The 24420-nt window shown below is 69.5% G+C and carries 13 protein-coding genes and 1 pseudogene; 3 read left to right on the top strand and 11 right to left on the bottom strand.

What is annotated here, in order from left to right; all coding sequences use genetic code 11:
• Nucleotides 1-102 precede the first annotated feature (102 nt).
• From TsocGM_RS10005 to TsocGM_RS09975, 8 genes and pseudogenes are all read right to left on the bottom strand, one after another.
• The gene (locus TsocGM_RS10005; RefSeq protein WP_126725176.1) at nt 103-768 is read right to left on the bottom strand and encodes a hypothetical protein; all 666 of its coding nucleotides are present in this window, start codon (nt 766-768) and stop codon (nt 103-105) included.
• A gap of 36 nt (nt 769-804) precedes the next feature.
• Nucleotides 805-3444, bottom strand: coding sequence for a DUF6797 domain-containing protein (locus tag TsocGM_RS27905; RefSeq protein ID WP_391732093.1), 2640 nt, complete (start codon nt 3442-3444; stop codon nt 805-807).
• Nucleotides 3445-3462: 18 nt separating this feature from the next.
• Nucleotides 3463-3840, bottom strand: a pseudogene (locus TsocGM_RS27900) (DUF6797 domain-containing protein); the annotation flags it as partial.
• Nucleotides 3841-4102: 262 nt separating this feature from the next.
• On the bottom strand, nt 4103-5269 hold the full coding sequence (locus tag TsocGM_RS09995; protein ID WP_126725174.1) for a P-loop NTPase family protein: 1167 nt from the start codon (nt 5267-5269) through the stop codon (nt 4103-4105).
• Nucleotides 5270-5297: 28 nt separating this feature from the next.
• Nucleotides 5298-6500, bottom strand: coding sequence for a galactokinase family protein (locus tag TsocGM_RS09990; protein ID WP_126725173.1), 1203 nt, complete (start codon nt 6498-6500; stop codon nt 5298-5300).
• A gap of 18 nt (nt 6501-6518) precedes the next feature.
• A complete protein-coding gene (locus TsocGM_RS09985; protein WP_126725172.1) occupies nt 6519-7835 on the bottom strand; it encodes a TRAP transporter large permease in 1317 nt (438 codons plus the stop codon).
• 3 nt (nt 7836-7838) lie between these two features.
• Complete coding sequence (locus TsocGM_RS09980) at nt 7839-8390, bottom strand: TRAP transporter small permease (protein WP_126725171.1); 552 nt, start codon at nt 8388-8390, stop codon at nt 7839-7841.
• The gene (locus TsocGM_RS09975) at nt 8387-9430 is read right to left on the bottom strand and encodes a TRAP transporter substrate-binding protein (RefSeq protein WP_199756747.1); all 1044 of its coding nucleotides are present in this window, start codon (nt 9428-9430) and stop codon (nt 8387-8389) included. The genes TsocGM_RS09980 and TsocGM_RS09975 overlap by 4 nt, the downstream gene beginning before the upstream one ends.
• A gap of 304 nt (nt 9431-9734) precedes the next feature.
• Between TsocGM_RS09975 and TsocGM_RS09970 the strand changes: the two genes are divergently transcribed.
• Nucleotides 9735-11243: a Gfo/Idh/MocA family protein gene (locus TsocGM_RS09970; protein ID WP_126725170.1), complete on the top strand. Its 1509-nt coding sequence runs from the start codon at nt 9735-9737 to the stop codon at nt 11241-11243.
• Nucleotides 11244-12291: 1048 nt separating this feature from the next.
• Entirely contained in the window at nt 12292-17547 is a 5256-nt protein-coding gene (locus TsocGM_RS09965) for an Ig-like domain-containing protein (protein ID WP_158633472.1), read from the top strand.
• A 91-nt stretch (nt 17548-17638) separates the two neighbouring features.
• Here TsocGM_RS09965 and TsocGM_RS09960 read toward each other — a convergent pair whose 3' ends face one another.
• The 3 genes from TsocGM_RS09960 to TsocGM_RS09950 form a co-directional block, all read right to left on the bottom strand.
• Nucleotides 17639-19312 (bottom strand): SdrD B-like domain-containing protein, encoded by a 1674-nt coding sequence (locus TsocGM_RS09960; protein WP_126725168.1) that lies wholly within the window; start codon nt 19310-19312, stop codon nt 17639-17641.
• Between the two features lie 163 nt (nt 19313-19475).
• Nucleotides 19476-20594 carry a serine/threonine-protein kinase gene (locus TsocGM_RS09955; protein ID WP_126725167.1) on the bottom strand — a complete coding sequence of 373 codons (1119 nt, stop codon included), beginning with the start codon at nt 20592-20594 and terminating at the stop codon, nt 19476-19478.
• Between the two features lie 37 nt (nt 20595-20631).
• Nucleotides 20632-21270: a sigma-70 family RNA polymerase sigma factor gene (locus tag TsocGM_RS09950; protein WP_158633471.1), complete on the bottom strand. Its 639-nt coding sequence runs from the start codon at nt 21268-21270 to the stop codon at nt 20632-20634.
• A gap of 877 nt (nt 21271-22147) precedes the next feature.
• On the opposite strand from TsocGM_RS09950, the gene TsocGM_RS09945 reads away from it, so the two are divergent.
• Nucleotides 22148-24250, top strand: coding sequence for a calcium-binding protein (locus tag TsocGM_RS09945; RefSeq protein ID WP_126725165.1), 2103 nt, complete (start codon nt 22148-22150; stop codon nt 24248-24250).
• The last annotated feature ends 170 nt before the right edge of the window (nt 24251-24420 follow it).

Here is a 24420-nt window from a genome sequence, read left to right as displayed (position 1 = left end):
CGACTCCCTCGGGAGCCGGAGCCTCGACGCCTGGACGAATGGACCCAGAAGGCGAGATCGCAGGGGATCGGACGGATCGGATGAGGTCGGGCCGAGATGCCCTCACGGGCCGAGGTGGTGGATCGTCGCGTGGACGACTCCCTGGGCGGGGTCGCCCTGGGCGCCGGCGATCGAAAAGCGGAGCTCCAGGCCTTGGGTCGGGGCCAGTTCGGGGATGGTCAGATGGATCGTCCGGCCGTCGTCGTCCAGGAGGGCGGAGGTGACGGCGAGGGGGTGCTCGTCAACGTGCTCGGAGCCGTAGCGCGCCGTCCGGCGAAGCGACCAGACGGAGGCGGAGAAGCGGGAAGGGTCGGAGACGGACTCGGGGTCCAGCGGGTCGCTGAACGAGAGATCCAGGCCCCCCGGCCGGGCGTGCAGGCCGACGACCGCGAACACGGGACGGCCGGTGGCCCGGATCCGGTAGAAGCCTCCCGGCTGCTGGCGATCGCTGGCCCAGGCGAACATACCGCAGGCGTACAGGTGGCCGTCCTCCGGGTGGAAGCGGCCCCGCATCACTCCAGTCGGCATGGAGGGGATTGGCAGGGGGGTGACGCCCCCCTGCATCAGGTCGCCAACCCGCTCGTGAGGCACGACGAAAATCCGGCCGGTCCCGTAGGAGAGGTTCAACAGGGCGCCGTTGAGCCTCTCCCAGGAGGGGCTGTCCACCCGGATCGGCTCTCCGGGGGAGCGGTCCATGGCATTGGTGATCCAGCAGAGCGGGGGCTCCATCGCTGAGTCGGAGGGATCATCGATCTCGTGGTAGCCTCACATGTAACCATAGAAGCGTCCCTCTCGCACCCAGTTGATCCGGTTCTTCGGCGTCCAGTGCCCCTCCTGGTCCGTGAGGAAGAAGGTGCCGTCGGGGTTGACCAGCACGCCGTTGGGAGCGCGGAAGCCGGTGGCGACGATCTCGGTGCGGCTGCCATCGGGACTGACCCGGAGCAGCGTCCCGTGGTGCGGCACCAGGGCCTCGGCGGCGTGGCGGCCGGCCTTGGCGTAGTAGAGGTTCCCCTCGTCGTCGGTGTCCAGCCCGGTGGCGAACTCGTGGAAGTGCTCGGTGACCTGGTGGTCGCTGTTGAAGCTCTCGTAGAAGTCGACCTCGCCGTCACCGTCTCGGTCGCGGAGGATGGCGATCTGGTCTCGGCAGGTCACGTAGATCTCCCCGCCGATGAGCTTGATCCCCAGGGGTTGGAACAGGCCCGACGCGATCCGCCTCCAGCGCAGCTCCCCGGACGCGTCCGATAGGCCGTCGACCCGCCAGATGTCGCCGTCCCAGCAGCAGAGAACGGCCGAGTCGCCTCCCGGCAGGAAGTCCAGCCCCGAGCAGCGGACCTGGGCGTTCCAGGGGTTGGCGTCCGGGGGCGTGAGCACGTCGACGGCGAAGGGGCCGTCGTCCTCCCCGGCCTCGGCCCGGGTCACGATCTCCTCCGGCCATCTCCTCGGCCCGCCGTCGGTGAGCGATCTCAGATCGCCGGGGGGTCCGATCCGCACCGAGTCGGCCAGCGCCAGGGGGTCGACTTCCCGAGACGGCCCGGCGAACCAGAGCACGAAGCGGAGCGGCTCGGGCCCGGCCGGGATGCGCAGTCTCAGGTCCCCCGAGGCGGCCTCGACCCATTCCAGCCCCTCACCCCCGGAGTGTTCCCACCCAGCCACCACCCGATCGGCCCGCTCGAGCGACGCCGGCCCGAGCCGGACGACGCCGTCGAGCCCCGAGCCAGTCCGGTCGGGGACCGCGTCCCCCTCAGCCTTGGCCTCAGCCTGGTCCGGCCTCCAATCAGCCAGCACCGGCCCGGGGGAAGGCGACGAGGGGAGCCGGCGGATCTCCTCGTCTCCCAGGACTCGACCGAAGACGAGAACCGATTCGATCCGACCCCGGAAATACGGATCCGGCCCGGGGAAGTCGGGCGACGCGAAGCCCAGCCGAACGACTCTCCCTCCAGGCTCGGGCCGCTCCGGAGCCCGCAGCCGGCCCTCGGCGTCGGGATTGCCGTCGATAAAGAGCCGAACTCGACCCGAATCATTTTCATACGTCAGTGCGATATCGTGCCAGCGTCCGTCGTCGACCTCCCGGTTCGACGCGACGGCCCCCTCCCAGCCGATGTCGAAGACCAGACGTCCCCCCCTCACGAACAGGGCCTGGGAGCCGGGCGCCCAGTTCCCCTCGCCGGGAGCGCTGGCGAAGATCGTGCCTCCCTCGGTCGTCCGGATCCGGGCGGCGATCGTCCGATCGCCCGCCGAGACATCCAGCTCGGGGGCCTCCCCCATCTCGACGCTCGAGGCGCCGTCAAACAGGAGTCCACCGGGAGGCTCGGCCTCCTCAGGCCCGAGCATGACGGCCGAGGGATGGCCCTCGACCGGCCGGAGCCGGACGTCCCGGCCCGAAAGGTGGGCCACCTGAAGCAGCAGGTCGTCGGGGCGGGGACCGAGCTCGAAGGACCGGGTAATGACCGGGCCGAGGGCCGTCTCGACCAGGCCGGGGGTCTCCAGGACGGGGACCCGACCCACGTCGTAGGAGAGGATCGCCTGCGAGCCGTGCAGGGCCAGGCCTCGGTATCGGGCCCAGTCTCGGGGGAGCGGGCCATAGGGGCGCCCGTCTCGGGCGAGAGGCCGGGGGTCGTCGAAGCCGAGGGCCTCCGGGCCGGCCCAGCCCGGTCCGGTCGGGTTGGCCGCCTCGACCCGCCCGACCACCCTCGGGTGGACGCCGTGCCGGCCGTTGAACTGGATGCCGTTCCAGTCGAGGAACCCCGATCCGCTCCAGGCTCCCGCCAGGCGCAGGGTGTCGTGCTCGTAGACCACCCAGTGATGACCGCGGGAGATCCCTCCGGGGCCCGGGTCGAGCCGCACGGCGATCCCCTTGGCGGCGATGTTCGAGCCGTCCCGGCCGACCTCGATCGTGTGCATCATCACCGGCCCGTAGTCCATCGCCACCCAGGGCTCGATGCTCGGCGGCTCCGGTCCCCGGGTATCCCCTTCGGGCAGCCCGGCGAGGTAGGCGGCATCGACCTCGACGTATCGCGTCGGGTTGTGCTCGCGCAGGTATGCCTCTCGCAGATAGTGGATCACGTCGTACTTCTGCCGGGGGACCATCCAGCTTTGCGGCATCATCCGGCCGAAGCCTCGGGTCAGGGTGCGGTACAGTCCCAGCGGGTCGGCGCCGTTCTTGAACTCGGCCGAGGCGAACCGGGGGGAGGTCGGCAGCGATCCCTCGCGGTCGAGCGTCCCGTGGCAGTTGGCGCAGACCCGCTCGTAGATCGCCCGGCCGCGCTCGAGGCTCTCGACGTCCCACTCGGCGATCAGGGCGGCGTGGTCGACCCGGGCCTCGTACTCGGGCAGCGCCCGGAGGGCCGCGATGGCGGCTGGATCGGGCTCCAGCTCCCGGGCGCGATCCGGCCCCCCTTCGGCCACCTCGATCACGTACCGGGCCAGGTCGAGGAACTCCTGGGGCGAGGCCAGCGTCTCGACCAACCCATCCGGCATCAGGGAAGACTCGCCTCGCCGACGCTCCTCGATCTCGGCAAGAGGGACCGTGATCTCCTCCCCCTGGGCATCGCGCAGGACGATCCGATCAGGGGTTTCCTCCGCCAGCAGCCCGGTGAGCACCCGGCCGTCCCGGGTCGCCACCTGGACCGTCTGATACCCCTCCCGGATGTCGGCGGAAGGCCGGAGGATCGACTCGACGAGATGGGCCGCGCTGAGGTCATCGCCGAGCCGGGAGAGGTCGGGGCCGAGGCCGGACTCCTCCCCAACAAGGTGGCATTGCCGGCAATTCAGCTCGGGACGGGCGAAGACGAGGGCTCCTCGCTGGGCGTCCCCCCGTTCCCGGGCTTCCCGGGAGAGCGTCTAGGGATCCTGAGCGGAGATCGGGCCGAGGGCCGCGCCGCCCTCGTCGGACCCCTGACCGAAGGCGGTCAGCGACACCGGCAGGAGAAGCAAGGCGAGCAGGAGTCGAGATCGCATCGGTTCGGGTTCCTCCGATCGGGCTCCTCGGCGATGGGGAGAACGGGGCCCCGGGCCCGGCCCCCAGCTTGGGCTCCTGGGGCGGGCCTGACAAGGCCCTGGGCGATCAGACCCAGGGCTCGTCGAGTTCGCCGTCATCGGCGAGGGGAGCGAGGTCGGGATCGAACCCGGCGTCCCACGACCGGAGGCGGTCCGCGGATTCAATGGCGATCGCCTCCCGCTCTCGGCAACTCCGCCAGAGCGCGGCGGAGAGCTGGTAGGTGAGCAGGGTGAACGCCGGATTGGGAAAGAGCCCCCCCATCAACTGGGAGCGGTCGAACTGCCGGGACCATCGGGTCGCCGTCTCGAGGACATGCTGATAGGAGCTGGCGGCCGGGTCGCAGGGTTGGTCGCGGCCGTTGATGCGGAAGTCCTTCTTTCCTTCCAGGAACGAGACGTCGATTTCGAACGGTTCCCCGTCGCCGACGCCTCGGATCAGGCGCCGCTTCGCCCACTCGGCATGGCGCTTGAAGTTGGTGCTCCCCTCGACTCGCACGCCTCCCAGGAACATCCGGTAGCGGCACCTCCCGTCGACGGCGTGGGGGTAGGCTTCCGGATTCGGAGGGGAGTAGCGCTCCGCCCGGCCGACCAGTCGGACGCCGCCGTTCAGGACGCGATCGGTCCCGCCCTGGACCGCGGCCAGCAGGTACAGCACGAAGGCCAGGCAGTGCACAGATTCCTGATACTGGATGGAAACCATCCGCTTGGCGTTGCGGGGGATGGCCGGATCCTCCCGGTCCTTCGAGCGCTGGAGGACGACCTCGTCGATGCGAACCTCCCGAAACCGGCCGAGGTACTCCAGGATCCTCGCCGAGAGCGGGTCGAACAGCTCGGGGAAGTCGTACAGGACGACGGCCGGGGAGGCGGCGACGTCCTCGACGACGCGACGGCAATGCTCCGGGCGGCCGGGCTCGGCCATTGGTTTCTCGTTGAGGATGAGCGGGGGCCGCTCTCGGTCGAGCAGCAGGTCGAGCCGACGGTGCTCGGGGTGGACGGCGAGGTGGACGAGGTCGGCATCGACTCGGTAGAAGTCGGCCTCGTGATCGATCCGGGTCAGCCGGCCGAGGTCGATGTCGTCGGGAGCCGGGCCGGGGTCGAAGACGAACACGGTCAGGCCCCGAGAGAGCGCCACGTCGAGGAACTTGCGGCCGATGTAGCCCCAGGCCCCCGCGATGGCGATCGAGCGGGGGAGCGGGCGGTCGGGGCCGAAGGACGAACGGTTCGGGTCGATCATGGGGAGGAGGCCCGCATCCTTCGAGGGGTCAATCGACGAATCCGGCGCCGTCGTCGGGGTCGCAGAGCACGACGGGGGCATCTGCGGCCAGCTCCGGACGGCGCCGGGAGTAGGACGCTCGGACCCGGGCAGCGGACTGATCGGCGTCCTCGGGATCGACGAGGGCCACGCAGCAGCCTCGGAAGCCGGCGCCGCTGAACCGGGTGCCGAGGACGCCCTCGGTCGCGACAAGGATCTCATACAGATCGATCAGCGGCGGGCTCCCGCACTCGTAATTGCGAATCGAGCTCTCCCCCGAGGCCGTCATCAGGGCCCCGAAGCCGGCCAGGTCCCCCATCCGCCAGGCGGCCACTCCTCGGCGGACGCGGTCGACCTCGGAGAAGTAGTGGGCGGCTCGGCGGGCCGGGGGACCGGACAGAAGATGGCCGAACGCGGCGTACTCGTCGGCCGAGAGGTGACCGAGGACCGCTCCGGCCTCTCCTCGGCCGGCGGCCGAGAGCAGCGTCCGGGCGGCCTCGGCGCACTCGTCCACCCGGCGGTTGTAGTCGGTGCCCACCAGGGCCCGGCGCAGGCCCGAGTAGGCGAGCAGAATCCGGAACGGGGGCATCGACGCCGGGGAAGGGATGTGCTCGTGCTCTCCCGAAGCACAGTCGATGAGCGTCAGGTGCCCGAGTCGGGAGAGCAGGATGGCCGCCTGGTCGAGGATGCCGCTCCGAAGGCCGAGGTAGTCGTTCTCGATCGACCGGGCCAGCGCGATGTTCTCCCCGGACGAGAGGTCCAGTCCGTTGCTCGCCTCGATCGCCAGCAGCAGGGCGATGCCGACCGCGGCCGACGAGCTGACGCCGCCGCCGAGCAGCTCTCCGGCGACCACACCGACGATCCCTTGCCCCACCTCGTGCCGCCGGTGTCGCAGGGCCAGGACGGCGCCTCGGGGGAAGTTCCCCCAGTCTCCCGGCGTCGGGCCAGGCACGTCGTCCAGGGAGAACTCGACCATGCCCTCGAAGTCGAGGCTCTCCAGCCGCACCCGGCTCGAGCCGGACGGGGCGAAGGCCAGCAGCACGCTGCGATCGATCGCCATCGCGGTGACCGGCCCGAGCTGGTGGTCGATGTGGGCGCCGATCGGGCAAATCCGGTACGGCGCTCGGACGACTCGAATGCGGGAGGGCTCGGCCCCGGTGCGCCGGGCCGCCTCGCGGCGAAGGGCTTCGATCCGATCCGAGGGAGGAGGCATGGCGTCGATCTTCAGGGGTCAATCCAGTCCGAGCGCCCCGGGCAGCCACAGCGTGATAGCCGGCCAGGCGGTGATGAGGGCCAGGGCCGCGAGCATGGCCAGCAGGAAGGGGACCATCGGCCGGATCGCCTCGGCAATGCCGATCCGGCCGACCGAGCAACCCACGAACAGGCAGGTCCCGACCGGAGGAGTGCAGAGGCCAATGCACAGGTTGACGACCATCATGACGCCGAAGTGGACCGGATCCACCCCCAGCCGCTCGGCGACGGGCAGAAAGAGAGGCGTGAAGATCAGGACCGCCGGGGTCATGTCCATCACCGCGCCGACCAGGAGGAGGATCGCGTTCATCATCAGCAGGATGACGATCCCGCTGGTCGAGGCGTCGAGCATCGCCTCGCCGACCGACTGGGGAACATTCTCATACGTGAGGATCCAGCTCATCGCCTGGCTGGTGCCGATGAGCAGGAAGACCACGCCGGTCATGGTGCCCGACCGCAGGAGAATCGCGGGCAGCTCCCGCAGCCGGACCGTCCGGTAGAAGACGACCGCCAGCAGGAACGCGTACAGCACGGCGATGGCCGAGGCCTCGGTCGCCGAGAACCATCCCCGGAGGATCCCCGTCAGGACCAGCACGACCAGGGAGAGGCCGGGGGCGGCCCGAACCCCGGTCGAGACGATGCGCCCCAGGGCGAACCGCGACCCGTCGTCCTCCCGGTCCGTCGTCCTGGGGAGGGGGGCCCGACGTCGAGCGAGAGCGCAAACGGCGAGGATCGCTCCCCCCACCAGCAGGCCGGGCAACAGGCCAGCGGCGAACATGGCGGCCACCGAGACATTCCCGGCGGCCACCGCGTAGACGATCATGATGTTGCTCGGCGGGATGAGCAGGCCGGTCGTGGCGGCGGTGGTCGTCAGCGCGACGGCAGAGCGGCGGTCCTCTCCCTGCCGCTCCATCTCGGGAATCATGATGCCTCCGATCGAGGAGACGGCCGCCGTCGCCGAGCCGGAGATCGCCCCGAAAAGCATGCACGTGATCGTGTTCACATACGCCAGGCCTCCCCGGCGGCTGGGAATCAGCGCCAGGGAGAAGTCGATCAGGCGGCGGGCGATCCCCCCCCGGCCCATCAGCTCTCCCGCCAGGATGAAGAAGGGAATGGCCAGCAGCGGGAAGCTGGCGATGCCGATCGACATCCGTTGCGCCACGATGTAGCAGGCCGGCAGATCGGCGAGCGAGAGGGTCGCCATCAGCGTCGCCAGGGCGATGGCCACGGCGACGGGCAGGTCGATCGCCGTCAGCAGGACGAAGAACACCAGGAGGATCAGCAGCGGGGCGTCCATCGCCTAGGGGCCCTCTTCGGCGTCGGGGAGGGGAGGGGCCGGCCCGGGATCGGGGCCGAGGCCGGCCCGGGCCAGCCCGACGAACCGCTCGACGGCGAACAGAAGGATGAACGCGCCGGAGATGGGCGCCGCGAGGTACACGTACCCCATCGGCAACCCCGTGGCCGGCGTGACCTGGCCCGCCTCGAGCGTCTCCCGAACGAGCACGGCCCCTCCGACGATGAGCACGGCCAGGGCGAAGACGGCGACGAGCACCTGCCCGACCATCGCGAGCAGCAGCCGGGCGGCCGGGTGCAGCACGCCGACCAGCGCGTCGACCCCCAGATGCTGCCGCCTCCGGAACGCGACCGCCGCCCCCAGCAACGCGACCCACATGAGCAGGAAGATCGCCACCTCTTCCGTCCACCGGCTGGGCGCATTGAGCACGAACCGGCTGCCAACCCCCCAGAGGACCACCAGCACGAGGGCGGCGAACGCCCCGATGACCGCCGCCTCCAGCCCGAGGGCCAGGGCACCCGCCAGCGCGCTGAGGGCCTTCCGCATGGTGCGACTCATTCGGCCTGCTTGATCTGCTCGATCAGGTCGCCCACCGCCGTGCCGAGGTACTCCCGGTGCATCGGCTCGACCCGGGAGGCGAACAGGGAGCGGTCGGGGCGGTGGATGGTCACGCCCTGGCGCTCGATCTCCGCCAGCGCCTCGGCGGTCGCCCGGGCCCAGAGCTCGCGCTGGTAGGCGACCGACTCGTCGGCCGCCTCCTGGAGCCATCGCCGTTGGATCGGAGAGAGCGCCTCCCAGGCCCGGGTTCCGATCAGCAGCACGTCGGGCACGGCGCTGTGCTCGTCCAGCGCGTAATGCTTGCAGACCTCGGCATGCCTGCTGGTGAGAACGCTCGGGGGGTTGTTCTCGGCACCGTCGACCAGCCGCTGGGCCAGCGCGGTGTACAGCTCGCCGAAGGGGATCGGCGTCGGGGAGCCCCCCAGCGCCTCGACCGTCTCCAGCGCCGTCCGGCTCGGCTGGACCCGGATCTTCAGGCCGCTCAGGTCGTCGGGGGAGAGCACGGGCCGGTCGATGGTGTAGAAGCTCCGGCTGCCGGCGTCGTAGTAGCAGAGCCCCCGCAGTCCCTGCCCCTCTCCCGCCCGCAACAGCCCCCGGCCGATGGGCCCCTCGAGCACCCGCCACAGGTGCTCGCCGTCTCGGAACAGGTAGGGGATGCCAACGACCGCCATCTCCGGCACGAAGCCTTCCAGCGGCGCCGTCGAGGACTTCGTCATCGCCAGGGCCCCCCGCTGGACCTGCTCGATGCACTCGGTCTCCGAGCCGAGCTGGCCGTTGGGGAAGATCTCGATCACCATGCCCCCGGCCGACTTCTCCGCCAGCCGGTCCGCCAGGAATTGCATCGCCTCGTGGACCGGGTGTCCGGTATCGAGCCCGTGGCCGAGCTTCAGGACGAGGCGGCGCTGTGCCCTCCCGTCGTCCCTGCCTCGGGCACGCTCGAAGAGGACGAATCCCGAGGTGGCGACGCCCACCCCGACGAGCATCCCCACGATGAAGAACGAGGCGGCCAACCCCGGCCGCCCGCCACCCGGGCCCGACATGATGGGGGGAATTCCTCGCCGATCGAATCGAAGTGCAGTGAGATCAGCAACCGATGGGATTTGCGGATCGACTCCACGCGATCATAAGCCCCGGGATCTCCGGTCGCAACCCCCGGGCCGGCCTCGGCCGAGGAGAAGGGCCCCAGCCAAGGGACAACGCGCCGACGCTGGGTGGTGACTCGACGGCACCCGGCAAACCGGCTAGGCTCGGTCGTGGGCCGATCCCCTTGCGATCGCGCCCCACCCAAGACGCAGGGCGTCCGTCTTCCTGTCCAACGTCCCCCAGACCACGGCGAGCAGGGCCATGAAACCGATCCCACGCCGGAGCTTCCTGAGAGGTTCGATGTCGGCGGGACTGGCGCTGGGGATGCCTCGGCTGACGATCAGCGCCGGGGCCCGGCCGAACTCCCCCAACGAGACGGTGAACGTCGCGGTCCTCGGCCTGGGCTCGACAACGGCTGTCGGAGGCGTGGGCGGTCGGGGCCATCAACTCATCGGCCGGCTCCGCGAAATCCCCGGGGTCCGGATCGTCGCACTCTGCGACGCGGATCAGGAGCATCTCGACCGAGAGCTCGACGCCGCCGGCAAGCACGGGGAAACGGTCTCCTCGCATCGCGACCTCCGCGAGGTCCTCGACCGCACCGACGTCGACGCGGTCGTCATCGCCTTGCCGAATCACTGGCACGCGCTGGCGACGATCTGGGCCTGCCAGGCGGGCAAGGACGTCTACATCGAGAAGCCCTTCTCATACGACCTGTGGGAGGGCCGGCAGATGGTGGCGGCCGCCCGCAAGTACGGCCGCATGGTCCAGGTCGGCACTCAGAGGAGGTCGAGCCCGTTCCTCCGAGGGGTGATCGACCGGCTGAACCTCGGAGAGCTTGGGAGCATCCGCTTTGCCCACGCCCTGGTGTACCGGCCCCGCGACGGTATCGGGACGGTCGACGCCCCCACCCCGCCACCAGCAACCGTGGACTACGACCTCTGGTGCGGCCCGGCCCCGAAGGGACCGCTCCGGCGCAAGCAGTTGCACTACGAGTGGCACTGGTTCTGGGACACGGGCAACGGCGAGCTGGGGAACAACGGCATCCACGTCATCGACGTCTGCCGATGGGCCCTGGGCCAGGATCGGACCCCTCCCCGCGCCATGAGCATCGGCGGGCGGTTCGCCTTCCGAGACTGCGGCGAGACGGCCAACACCCAGATCGCTCTGCTGGATTATCAGCCCGCCCCGCTGCTCTGCGAGGTCCGCAACGTGAGCGCCGGCAACCGGCCGTTCTCGACCGGCAAGTTCCGGGGGCTGAACGGTGGCATCGTGATCGACTGCGAGGAGGGCTACTTCGCCGGCGACTCCGGCGGCGGAGCCTTCTACGACCACCAGGGGAAGAAGATCGAGGACCTGGAGGGAGGCGACAACGCCGGGGCGATCGAGCGCGCCCACCTCTCCTCCTTCCTCGACGCCATCCGGAGCCGAGCGACGGGCGACCTGACCGCCGAGGCGATCGAGGGGCATCGTTCGACGGCCTGCTGCCACATGGGGAACGTCTCCCATCGGCTCGGCGAGCAGGCCAACCTCGAGGCGATCCGGGCCGCGACCTCGGGCAACACCGAGCTTGCCGACGCCTTCGAGCGCTGCCGGGCGTATCTGAGCGAGAACGGCGTCGACCTCGCAGACACTCCGGCCACCCTCGGACCCTGGGTCCGCTTCGACGAGGAGCAAGGCCGATTCGTCGGCGACCTCGCCGACGCCGCCAACGCCCTGTCGCGACGCGACTACCGAGAACCGTTCGTCGTGCCCGACCTCACCGGGGGTTGATCCCTCCTTCCGTACCCGCTCCCGCTCCCGAGCCCCCCGATCGCGCCGACCGGCCTCGACCCCCTCAGCCGGAGGCGCGGATCGGAAGGCCTTGACCGGCCGCTCCCCGGCGGGTCCTCTCGACGCTCCGCCGCCGTCTCCAGGCCGGATCGACTCGCCTTTCCCGCCTCTCGTCGCCGGGTCGCTCCCGGTCCCGGGTCGAGCCGCTCGGCGACGGCTCCTCCGTCTGACCTTGGGCGGTCCCGAGTCGGGAGGGCTCGGGACCGGGATCCCCGGATCGATCGGGCCGTCGCCGAGCAGCCCCATCCCCAGCGACGATCACGCCGAGGATGCCGGCTGGGGCGAACTGTCCGACCTCCCAGGAGGGCCGGAACCGTTCGTCTGCTCGATTCAAGCCGATGACACCAACCTCGGGGAACACCGCACAAGGAAGCGACCGAATCAGCCTAATTTGGCTGACGGCGGTCAGCCTTCGGACCTGGGCCCCGGCGGGACAGCGGCTCGCTTCGCCGCAACATCGTCATAGTCCGTCGATCGGAGCCGGGCGTGCTGACGGCCGGGCCGGGACACCGTTCTCGCGTACAATGGCAGTCTAAGACCCGTTCTCGAAACCTGGCGATCTTTTTATTTCGATAAACTCGCGTTGATTTTGGTCATCCTCGCGTCAGGAACAATGGTAAATTTTTCCGTTTACATTGACGATCATCACCGGGCTCTGGAAAGTTGATAGCGGGTTGGTTGTGTGAACGACACCACGCGCTCAATGAAGAGCGTGCATGCCTTCCCGGTCGGTGTGCTCGGAAGACCGCTCCAGTGGCACTGTGGATGACGGAGCGAGCCGGCCTCCCCTGCGTTCGACCGGTGTTCCGCCTCGCGGTGGCGTTCGAGGTCTCGTCGAGATCGCCTGAGGGCGGTTTCGGGGACGTGGCCATAGCGACTGAAGGAGTCACCCCTGATGAAAGCAAGCGAGCGAGCGAATCGATCCCATCGTCGGGGGAGAGGGTTGCGGAGGAGGAGGCCGGCCTGTGAGCCCTTGGAGCGGAGGGCGTTGCTCTCCGAGGTGTTCTTCGATGGCACGACCCTGCGGATCCTGGGGGATGACGCCTCCAACATCGTGCTCGCGTATCCGCTGCTGCAGTCGACGGTTGTCATCGTGGACCGCGCGTCGTTCACATTGCCCACGACCCCGGATCGCATCCGCTCGATCGTCGTCCAGGTGAAGGGGGGGGACGATTTCGTCGACCTCTCCGCCCTGGTGGGTTTCCAGGGGGAAAGCGAGATCGACGGGGACGCAGGCAATGACACGATCATCGGCGGCGCCGGGGCCGATGTGCTCCGCGGGGGTTTGGGAGAGGATTCGATCGTCGGCGGACTGGGTCCGGACCTGATCGACGGCGGAGACGGCAACGACGTGCTCTCCGGAGGCGGCGGGATCGTCGACGGCGACCAGTTGGTGGGGGCCGACGACACGATCGTCGGGGGAGCCGGCAACGACACCATCGACGGCGGGGCCGGCAACGACTCGATCGACGCGGGGCCAGGCCAGAACCGGGTCGACGGGGGATTGGGAGTGATGGTGGCCGGGATGCTGCTCGGCGGCGCAGACACGATCGTCGCCGGGGAGGGGGATGACACGATCATCGCCCGGGACGGCGACGACGAGATCGACGCCGGAGGCGGCCGCAACGAGATCGAGGGCGGCGCCGGCAACGACCGAATCACCACCGGCTCCGGCCGGGACTCGATCGATGGCGGCACCGGGGACAACTGGATCTCCTCGGGAGATGGTCCGGACACCGTCTTCTGCGGAGGCGGCGCCGACACGGTCCTGGGGGGCTCGGGAGACGACCTGATCGACGCCGGAGACGGCCGCAACGAACTGGATGCGGGCGATGGCAACGATACGGTCCTCTCCGGCTCCGGCGACGATGTGGTGCTCGCCGGCTCGGGAGACGACTCGGTCATCGCTGGCGATGGCTCGAACCTGATCGACCTGGGAGCGGGGCGGAATACGCTCGTCAGCGGATCGGGCCCCGACACGATCCTCGCCGGGGACGGCCGGAACGAGATCGACGCCGGGGGAGGTGACGACCTCATCGTCGTCGGGGGCGGCGGGAACGACATCGTCGGTGGCCTCGGCAACGACACCATCCGCTCGGGATCCGGAGACGACGCGATCGATTCGGGCGAGGGAGACGATGTGATCGAGGCCGGGGACGGCGCCGATACCGTCGAGGCCGGCTCGGGGAATGACCTCATCGACGGAGGCCGAGGCCACGATCGACTGTTCGCCGGCCTGGGAGACGACACCGTCCACGGCGGGGAAGGGCACGATTTCCTCGACGGGGAGGACGGCGCCGATCAGCTCTTCGGCGGCGACGGGAATGACACGATCAACGGGGGCAACGGCCCGGACCTTGTGGTGGGCGAGGCGGGCTCGGACTTCCTCGTCTCGGGGACCGTGCTGGAACTGTTCGCCGAGACCGTCCTCGGCGGCGACGGGGACGACACGATCTGGAGCGGAGGAGGCCCGGACTGGATCCTCGGCGGGAATGGAGACGACTCGATCGACGCGGGCCCGGGGGCGGATTCCGTCCAGGGGGGCGACGGGCACGACCTGATCCTCGGCGGCGACGGGAACGATACCCTGTCCGGCGGCGAGCACTCCGACTCGCTCGTCGGCGGCAACGGCGACGACCTGCTGGAAGGAGGAGAGGGAGTCGACCTGCTGATCGGGGACACCGGCAACGATTACCTCGACGGCGGCCCCGGTTCCGACTTCCTCCAGGACGGGGCGGGATTGAACATCCTGGTCGTCGGCCTGGGCCGAGACACGGTCAACGGCGGCTCGCTCACCGACACTCTGCGCTTCGTCGAGCCATTCGAGCCGGTGACCTTCACCAACCTGAACATCGAGAACGATCACCTGCCGCCGGGGATCGACCTGAATCCTCCCTCGGCCCCGACCCTGCTCATGCTGCTCGAAGCGGACGACACCGGGGCCATCGGCGACGGCCTGACGGCGGTTCGGAGGCCGAGGCTCACTGGAATCACCGAGCCCGGTGCGATTGTGGAACTGATCGACGAGAACGGGATCGAGCTGACGGAATCGCTCGCCGACGAGCAAGGGCGATTCGTCGTCCAGTTCCCGAACGATCTCCCCGATGGAAGCCGCTCCGTCCGAGTCCGGGCCCGAGACGCCTCCGGCAATCTGGGACAACCCGGCCCGCCGCTGTCGATCACCGTCGATACCGAGGCTCCGCCGGCCCCGCAGGTGTCGTTCATCGTCGAAGGGGACGCCGAAGGGGACTCCGTCGAAGGAGGGATCGTCACCCAGTCGACTAGGCCGGCATTCGCGGTCAGCAACGTCGAGCCGGGGGCCCGGGTGGAATTGCTGCGTGACGGAGCCGTGGTCGCCTCGAGAGTGGGCCCCGGCTCCCTGACCGACCCCGGCCCGCTGCCCGACGGCTCGTACTCCTTCTCCCTCCGCCAGGTCGACGCCGCCGGCAACATTGGACCAGCCGCCGTCGCCGGAACGGTCCTCGTCGACACCACCCCGCCCGACTCCCCCTCGGCCGCCCCGACCGGGGGGACCCCCTCGGCCGGGGGGACCCTGACCCGATCCCGGACCCCCGGCTTCCTCGTCGAGGGGGCCGAGCCCAATGCCCGGGTGGACTTGCTGCGCGACGGCGTGGTCGTCGCCTCCCGAGTGGGCCCCGGCCCCCTGACCGACCCCGGCCCGCTGCCCGACGGCTCGTACTCCTTCTCCCTCCGCCAGGTCGACGCCGCCGGCAACATCGGCCCAACCGGCCCGGCGATGACCGTCATCGTCGACACCTCTCCTCCGCAGGCCCCACCGGTACCCGTCCCGATCGGAGGGGCCACGATCGGGGGAGTGACCCTGGTCCGATCCTCCTCCCCGGCGTTCACGGTGGGCAATCATGTCGAGCCCGATGCCCAGGTGGACCTGCTGCGCGACGGCGTGGTCGTCGCTTCGAGAGTGGGCCCCGGCCCCCTCTCCGACCCCGGCCCGCTGCCCGACGGCTCGTACTCCTTCTCCCTCCGCCAGATCGACGCCGCCGGCAACATCGGCCCGGAGTCGGCGGCAGGATCGGTGGTCGTCGACACAACGGCCCCGGCCCCGCTGCCCATTGGGGGCCTGGTCGGCGGCGTCTCCGTCGGCGGGACGATCCTGACCCGCTCGAACGCGCCAACCTTCGAGGTCTCGGGGGTCGAGATCGGGGCAACCATCCAGTTGCTTCGAGGCGGAGCCATGGTCGCCTCGAGAGTGGGCCCCGGCTCCCTGACCGACCCCGGCCCGCTGCCCGACGGCTCCTATGCCTTCTCCCTCCGCCAGGTCGACGCCGCCGGCAACATCGGCCCGGCCGGCCCGGCGCTGACCGTCGTGATCGACACCTCTCCTCCGCAAGAGCCGCCGGTTCCCATGCCCCCTCCCGGTCCCGTGATCAACGGGATCATCCTGGTGCAATCGGCGAGTCCGTCGTTCGAGGTGATGGGAGTCGGTGCGGAGATGGCCGTGGAATTGCTGCGCGACGGCGCAGTGGTCGCCTCGCGAATGGGGCCGGGCACGCTGACCGACCCCGGCCCGCTGCCCGACGGCTCCTATGCCTTCTCCCTCCGCCAGGTCGACGCCGCCGGCAACATTGGACCAGCCGCCGTCGCCGGAACGGTCCTCGTCGACACCACCCCGCCCGACTCCCCCTCGGCCGCCCCGACCGGGGGGACCCCCTCGGCCGGGGGGACCCTGACCCGATCCCGGACCCCCGGCTTCCTCGTCGAGGGGGCCGAGCCCAATGCCCGGGTGGACTTGCTGCGCGACGGCGTCGTCGTCGCCTCCCGAGTGGGCCCCGGCACCCTGACCGACCCCGGCCCGCTGCCCGACGGCTCGTACTCCTTCTCCCTCCGCCAGATTGATGCCGCCGGCAACGCCGGCCCGGCCGCCGTCCTGGGGGCGGTGATCGTGGATACGACGATCGCCATCCCGTCGCTCACCCTGGCGGGTTCGGATGATACGGGGGTCGTCGGGGATGCCCGCACCTCGAATCGCCATCCGGCGATCATCGGCGTCACCGACCCCGGGGCGACGGTCCGGCTCCAGGACGAGCTGGGGGACGTCGTCGGGACGACAGTGGCCGGGCCGGATGGCTCCTTCGCGGTCCGGACGACACGCTCCAGGGCGGGGCTGGCCCGGTTCCGGGCGACGGTAGAGGACGAGGCGGGGAACACCGCGATCAGCGAAACGATCGAACTGTGGTTGATCGGAGGAGGGTACGACTTCGACGGGGATCGGATCGACGACCTCAGCGTCTTCCAGTCGGAGAGCGCCATCTGGATGAGCAACCTCAGCGCCGGCCCCGCTCCCAACCTGGCCCGGAGCATCGCCCGATTCGGCGACACGGACCTGCGCGACCTCCCGGTGCCGGCCGACTACGACGGCAACGGCGTGTCCGACCTGGCCGTCTTCCGCCCCGCCACCGCCGACTGGCTGATCGTGCTCCGAGATGCCGGGGGCGCCCTGCTGCAGGCCCGGGTGTACCGCTTCGGTGACACGGACCTGCGCGACCTCCCGGTGCCGGCCGACTACGACGGCAACGGCGTGGCCGACCTGGCCGTCTTCCGCCCCGCCACCGCCGACTGGCTGATCAGCCTCCGAGACGCCGACGGATCGGCCATCGGAGCCATGCGTTTCCGATTCGGCGACACGGACCTGCGCGACCTCCCGGTGCCGGCCGACTACGACGGCAACGGCGTGGCCGACCTGGCCGTCTTCCGCCCCGCCACCGCCGACTGGCTGATCAGCCTCCGAGGCCCGACCGGCGAGGACCTTGGCGTCCAGTTCCACCGCTTCGGGGAAACGGGGAGGGCCTTGCCGCTCCAGGCCCCGATCGGCGGCCTTCAGGCCCTGGAGTCCTCGAAGCGCCCGGCGAGCGTCGCGATCGTCCGCCAGGTCGCCGGGGATCCGGTTGGCACCATGCCCCTCCCGGCCGAGGGGGGAACGGGAGCCGTCGCGATTCGGAGCGGCCCTCCTGTCCATCGTTCCGCTTCCTCCGCGAAGGCCATCGGGTCGGTTCGTCCTCGAAGGAGTGTCCCGGTCGCCGGGGCCGGGTCCCGAGGAGAGGGGAAGGTGCGGGGGCTCGATGCTCGAGCCACCCGGTCGCTCGCGAGGACGGGGCGGCTGCTTGTGCTGGAGTCGGGCCGGCGGTTCCCCCGGCCGTTCTTCGATCGGTTGCACACCCTGGCCAGGGGAGTCCGGGTTTCCGGAGGGCGCTCCTGGCCGGAATGATCGCCGACGCCCCCGGAGGGGCCGGAGCCGGCGGGGGTCGGCCGGGAGGCCATCGCAGGCGTCCCGGCCGACCGACCCTCCGGGGCGTTCCTCACCCGAGCAGGTCATCCCAGTCGATCGGCGATCGCAGCCGTCCTCCCTCCCAGACCGGGACCGACGCGCCGGGGGCATCCCCGAGGAGGGCATCGACCCGATCCGCGTCGGGCAGGCTCGTCGAGGAGACGGGGACGACCGCGGCCCGGCCGGCACCCGGATCGATCGGAACGGGCTCATCGGCAGGATCGGTAGCCCTCAACGGCTGGGTCGCATCAGGGAGGGCGTCCGGCTCGGCGTCGGGCGGGACCAGCGCGGCGAGGCTCCCCGAGGACGAGGCAAGCCGGAGGTTGCCGAAGTCCTGCCCGGTGACCGGCATGCCGTCCTGGAGATTCAGCAGGTAGAAGCCTGCCGGGGGGGTGGTCAGGCGGTAGCCGGAACGAGGCTCCTGCCGGAGCAGGTAGAGCCCGGGGTCGACCGTGACGACGAGCGTGTAGCCGCCGTCGGCCTGAGACAGGACGCTCGGCTCGCCAGCGTCGAAGGCCTGATTGTGGTTGATGTCGAGGTACACGCGGAAGTCGGCCAGGCCCGGCTCGTCGGGGTCGCGGGAGCCGAAGTTGGCGAGGTCCCGGAAGACGGTGCCCGAGATCGTCAGGCCGGTGATCGCCCGGAGGCCGAAGTTCACCCCCAGGATGTTCTGCATCGGGCCGACGGTCACCTCGACCGAGGTCGGCGACGTGGGCTCGAAGCCGGGCGTCACCACAATCGCGACGGTGGAGGTCCCCGGGTCGACGCCGAGGGTATAGCTGCCGTCGGCGGCGGTCTGGGTGCTGACCTCGCCCGCATCGAGAAGGCCGTCGTCGTCGGTATCGATGAAGACAGTGCGGCCCGCGAGGCCCGGCTCGGAAACGCCGTCTCGGACGCCATTGCCGTTCAGATCCTCAAAGACAACGCCGTTGATCGTGGTGGCGCCGGGGCCGGGATCCCCGCCTCCCCCTCCTCGGATGTTGCCGAAGTCTCGGCCGGGAACCGTCGTCTCGGAGAAGATCGGGGCGAAGTAGAAGGTCTCGGTCGGCTGCGACAGCGCCCAGCCCGAAGGGACATCCTCTCGGATCTGGTAGAGGCTGCCGACGGGGAGGATCAGGGAGTACTGGCCCGAGGAGTCGGAGACCGTGCTCGGCTCGTTGCCGTCGAGGTGGCTGTCGCCGTTGAGGTCGGCGAACACGGTCAACCCGGCGAGGCCAGGCTCTCCCGCTTCCCGGAAGCCGTTCTCGTTGAGATCCTCGTAGAGCATGCCGGTGACTCGACCGGTGCCCCGCGTGTCGAGACGACTGCCGAAGTTTTGATTCGATGCAACCGAGGACGGGCTGGTGAGCAGGACGCCCCGCGTCCCGGTCGACGGATTGGTGAAGAGGAAGCCGGGATCGGGAACCTGCCGGACGAGATATCCGCCCGGGGCCAGCCCATCGAATCGAAAATTGCCGGAGGAGTCGGTCACCGCGGTGAGGTCGCCCTCGCCGCGCAGCCCGTCGCGATCGAGATCGATGAAGACCGAGCGGCCGGCGAAACCGGCCTCGCCGGGATCCACCACACCGTCGCCGTCGAGATCCTCGAACGTCCGTCCCGAGATGGTGGCAAGGAGCGTCCTCGTCTCAAGCGGCTCGGGCGCGAGGGGGCGGTTGCGGGAGCGTCGCCTCGGCGTCGGGGCTACCGTCCGGAAGGGGGGCATCATCGTTGCACTCCTCAATTCATGACGATTCGTAAGGCAATCTCAGGGCGATGGTCCAACGACCCGCCCGATAGGGATCCAACTCCCTTCACGACCGGGGCCATCACGCCCCGGGGAGCCTCCCTGCCCGAGGACGCCCGTCCTGGGCGCCACGACACCGACCGCGTTACCCCCCCGAGGGATAATCGGCCCGATCGAACTGGCGGAGCGCCTGGACGAAGCGACCGATCGAGGGAAAGCGATCGGAGGGTCGTTCGGCGAGGCCGCGAACACAGATCTCCTCCAGGGACTCGGGGAGGTCGGGGCGAAGGGCCCGCGGGGGGATCGGCCGCTCCCGGACCAACTGGCGAAGGTCCGGTTTCCGGTGCCAGACCGGCCGGAAGGGGGCACCGGTGAGCAATTCATAGAAGACCGCGCAGAGAGCGAAGAGGTCCGAGGCCGGCCCGACCTCTCCGAGCGAGGGGTCGATCTCCTCCGGCGCCAGGTAGCCGAGGGCGCCGATCAGCCCCTCGGGAGGAACGTCCCCCTGACCCATCGGCCGGGAGAGGCCGAAGTCGCCAAGCATCGGATGCAGGCCCTCCCGGGAACCCGCGCCGGCATGCTCTCCCCGATGACGCCAGGAAGGCACGGCGGAGACGAGGATGATATTGTGCGGCGAGAGGTCGCGGTGCAGGACGCCGCGGTCGTGCGCGTGCTGGAGCGCCTCGCCGACGTCAGCGATGATCGCCACCGCGTCAGCGATCGGGACCGGGCCGCCCCGAGACTCCAGCCATTGGGCGAGGGTCGGTCCCGGGTAGTAAGGGGAGCAGATGTAGTGCAGAGGCCCGATCGTTCCCACCTCGGAGACTCGGATCAGGTTCGGGTGGTCGAACATCATCGCCACGCGAGCCTCCAGGTGGAACTGCTCGAGCATCTCGTCGGAGACGAGAAACTCGGGGCGGGGGAGCTTGAGAGCCTGCAGCGGCCCGTCGGGGATGCGGTGCGCCAGCAGGACCACGCCGAAGCCCCCCCTCCCGAGTTCCCGGAGCACCCGGAAGGGGCCCAGGTCGAGCGGGAAACTCAGCGCGGCGAGCCCGTCGGCGTCCGTGGGAGCCACGTCCTCCCGGGCGCGGCGCGGTCGGCGGCGCTCGAGCCAACGCAGGGCGTACTCGGCCCTCCGGAGCTTCTCCCCGAAGGCGTCGGGGGCGTCCGGATCGGGCGCCGGTCCGCCCGGGCTCCCGGAGATCCCAAACGCCTTTAAATACGAATAGAACCACAACTTCAAGTGTCGGGATGGAGAGGCCATGGACCCGGTACCTCCGTCGGTTTCCGGGCGGGTCCGATCAGGCGTCGGCGCGGGACGAGCCCACGCGTTCGGCGTCGAGGAGCTTGGAGAGGCGGTCCACGGCACGCCACCAGAGCTGCCTCGAGGCGTCGACGGAGCGGCCGGTGACAGCGGCAATCTCCTCGAAGGTAAACTCCTCCCAGTGCCGGAGCAGGAGGACCTCACGATAGTGGCTGGGCAACTGGCCGAGGTATCGGCCGATGTCCCGCTCGAGCTCGTGGCGGATCGCCACGCCGCTAGGGGACTCACTGTCGTCAGCCGGATCGCAGCCGTTGTCGAAGGCGTCCTCGATCGAGATCTCCAGGTTGGCGTGCCGCTTGCGTGTCTCCCGGTAGCTTCGGGAGAAATTGGCGAGGTTGTTCTTCAGGATGCGACGCATCCACGCATAGAACTCCGCCTCGCTCTTGCCGCGAAACCGCTCGAAGCCGTGATAGGCGTCGAGAATCGTCTCCTGGACGATGTCGGAGGCGCCCGCCTTGGAACGCAGCTTGCGCTCCATCTCGTGGTTGGCGATTAGCAGCAGGTAGGCCCGGCACAATTCGAACAACTCGGCACGCGATCGCGGGCAACCGCTCCGGGCCTCGCCCAACAGCGACTTCAAGGCGCCGACGGTTGGGGGCTTTGAGGTTCTTGGCATCGGTGATTCACTCCCTCGCGAGCTCGGGGGCCGGACGGGGGATGCCCCACCCTGCAGCAACCACCCCTCAGGTCCGCCTTCCGGGGGACGAGGTGTGCCGCAAGTCCGCGATGATGTATTCAAATTAACTGCAGACCAGAAGAGGATGCTCGCATCCAGACGCCCAGCCATCCATGCTGGCTTCAGAATGCCATCCGCAACACAGCATCAGCGCGGTGATAAGGTGCACGTGCGGATGCGTTGTGTCAAATCAATTGTTCTTGAGAACACAAGGACGCCTTACTGTGCAGTCGGCCCGGTGACCGCATCCTCCGCCATGCGGCCCGACTTCCGACGATACCGCGCAGCACGCGGCGGTGGAATTTTTTTTGTCGAGCGAAATTAGGAACGACCAGGCCACGGGATGCGCCACCCCCCCCCTCGCGGCGGTCCCGGAGCCGGGCCGAAGAGCGGGAGCCCCCCGCGCCTCGGAAGACCGCGGCCCGTCCGGCCAGCCCAGAGGCCGTTCCAACTTTTTTTGTTCGGTGTCGGGCCGATTTCGGGTCTAGGTGGGTGGGCATGGAGCCTGAAACCAGGCTCGCCTGCCTATCAGCGCACTCACACGCCCGCGAAGCTTGATTGGTTGCACCAATGCCTAGTGCAACCTGGGGGGCCGTTCACAAAACGGCCCCATCATCAACCGCCCGCATGCATGCAGAAACGAAGGAATGCCAAGACTCAACAATTGATGCTCTTCTGTAATGATTGGCATGCCCATACGTGCTGACCTCGCGTGTTCTCCCCACCGTGTGCGTGGTGGCGAACTCGCCTTCCGGCGGTGATGCCGCCGGCCTGATCCCCACACCCTCGTGATCTGCCGCACTCGGAGGAATGCACAATGTCTCGTCCGATTTTCGGTTTTGGAGGTAAGGGTCGTCCTCGCCGCGATGTGCGGGCGGATCGCCGCCGCGCCGCCCTCGGCCAGGCCCTCAAGCCGATGGCCGACGTCCTCGAAGCCCGCCGCCTGCTGACGACCATCACGCAGGATCCCGTGACCAAGGTGGTCTCCATCGTCGGCACGGCCAACGACGACCTGGTCATCGCCGTCGAGACTCCCCTGAGCCCCGGCAACATTCAGTTCATCACCGCCTCCGGCTCGGCGATCTACACCGAGGTTTCCGGGATCAATGCCGAGCTCAAGGCCGGCAACGACACGGTGATGCTGAACTTCCTGACGAACTCCACTCTGAGCAAGATGAAGTTCGTCAAGGTCGATCTCGGCTCGGGCAACGACAACTTCACCGGGACCAACTCGCTGGCCTTCGGTGACGTCGTCCTGGGCGGCGACGGCAACGACACGATCGACGGTGGCCTCGGCAACGACACGATCACGAGCGGTTCGGGCAACGACTCGATCATCGGTGGCGACGGCCGGTTCGTCGGCGGCTCGGCAACCGACCCCGACCCCAACGTGAAGAACGACTACATCGGTGGCGATGACCAGATCGATGCCGGCGACGGCAACGACACGATCTACGGCGGCACCGGAAATGACACGATCAATGCCGGCGCCGGCAACGACTCGGTCAACTCCGGGGTCGGCGTCACCGATGTCTACGACCTCGGCAAAAACTCCCGGTTGCTCGGTGCCGATGACAGTGTGGCCGGCGGCACGGGCGACGACCTGCTCATCACCAACGATGGCAACGACACGATCGACGCCGGCGCCGGCGACGACACGGTTGATGCCGGCTCGGGCGACGACAACATCACCGGCGGCCTGGGCGACGATTCCGTCCTCGGCGGCTCTGGGTCGAACTTCTACCTCGACCTGGATGGGAATAACACCTATATCGGCGGCAGCGGCGTCGACTTCGTCCTGACCGGCCCGGGGGATGACTACATCGATGTGGGTGATGGGGCAAACACCGTCATCGATGGCGGCGGCAACAACACCATTCTCGGCGGCTCGGGCGGCGACAACGTCCAGGTGACCGGCCCCGGCGACAACTACATCAACGTCGGCAACGGCGGCAACACCGTGGTGACCTTCATCGGTGACGACACGGTCATCAGCGGCAGCGGCGCCGACAACATCTCGACCGGCTCCGGAAACGATTACATCGACTCGGGCGGCGGGGATGACATCATCACCTCCTCCGAGGGGGACAACACCGTCCTCGCCGGTTCCGGCAACGACACCGTCTCCACGGGCTCCGGCAACGACTCGGTCGACGGGGGCGACGGCAATGACAGCGTGTCCACCGGGGCCGGGGCCGACACCGTGCTGGGCGGCTCGGGCAACGACCTGATCGACACCGGCCTCGGCGCCGACCAGGTCGACGCGGGATCGGGCAATGACAATATCGTGACCGGCCTGCCGGCCGGGGACGACGACGCGGCCGACACGGTCGAGGCCGGCTCGGGCGACGACGTCGTCTTCACCTTCGGCGGCGACGACTCGATCAACGGCGGCTCCGGCTACGACGCGATCTTCGGCGGCTCCGGCGACGACTACATCGTCGGCGGCTCGGCCCTCGACTCCGACGGGAACCTGCTGTACGGCGAGGCGGGCAACGACACCATCCTCGGCGACGGCGGGAACGACGAGATCGATGGCGGCTCCGGCAACGACAGCGTGCTGGCCTTCGGCGGTGCCGACCTCGTGTTCGGCAGCGCGGGCAACGACACCGTCGACGGCGGCGCCGGGAAGGACCTCATCGAGGGCGGCGACGGCAACGACTACCTGGCCGGTGGCGACGGCGAGGATACCGTCCTCGGCCAGGCCGGCAACGACACGATCTCCGGCGGCGGCTTCGGCGGCGGCGGCTTCTTCGACGCCCTCGACGGCGGTGCCGGGAACGACTACCTCTATGCCGGCGTCCTGTCGACCCTGTTCGTCGGGATGGGCTTCGACACGGTCTTCGGCGCTATCCTGCCGATCATCGTGCCCACCGGCCCCGACCCGGTGACCTACGTCAACTCGATCGGCGTTCCCTGAGATCCAGAACCGCTCGGGAGTTGATGGATGGCCAACCCCGCCTCCCCCGCCGGCCCGGCCAGGGGGGGAGGCCCCCATCCGGCCGATCGGACGAGGGGGGCCCCTGTGACCGGGGGCCCTCCTCTGTCGTTGGCGATCGCCGGTTCGGTCGGGCCCGGATCGAGTCGCGG

Source organism: Tautonia sociabilis, assembly GCF_003977685.1.
GTDB classification, from domain to species: domain Bacteria; phylum Planctomycetota; class Planctomycetia; order Isosphaerales; family Isosphaeraceae; genus Tautonia; species Tautonia sociabilis.
This window is presented reverse-complemented; position numbering and strand designations above follow the sequence as displayed.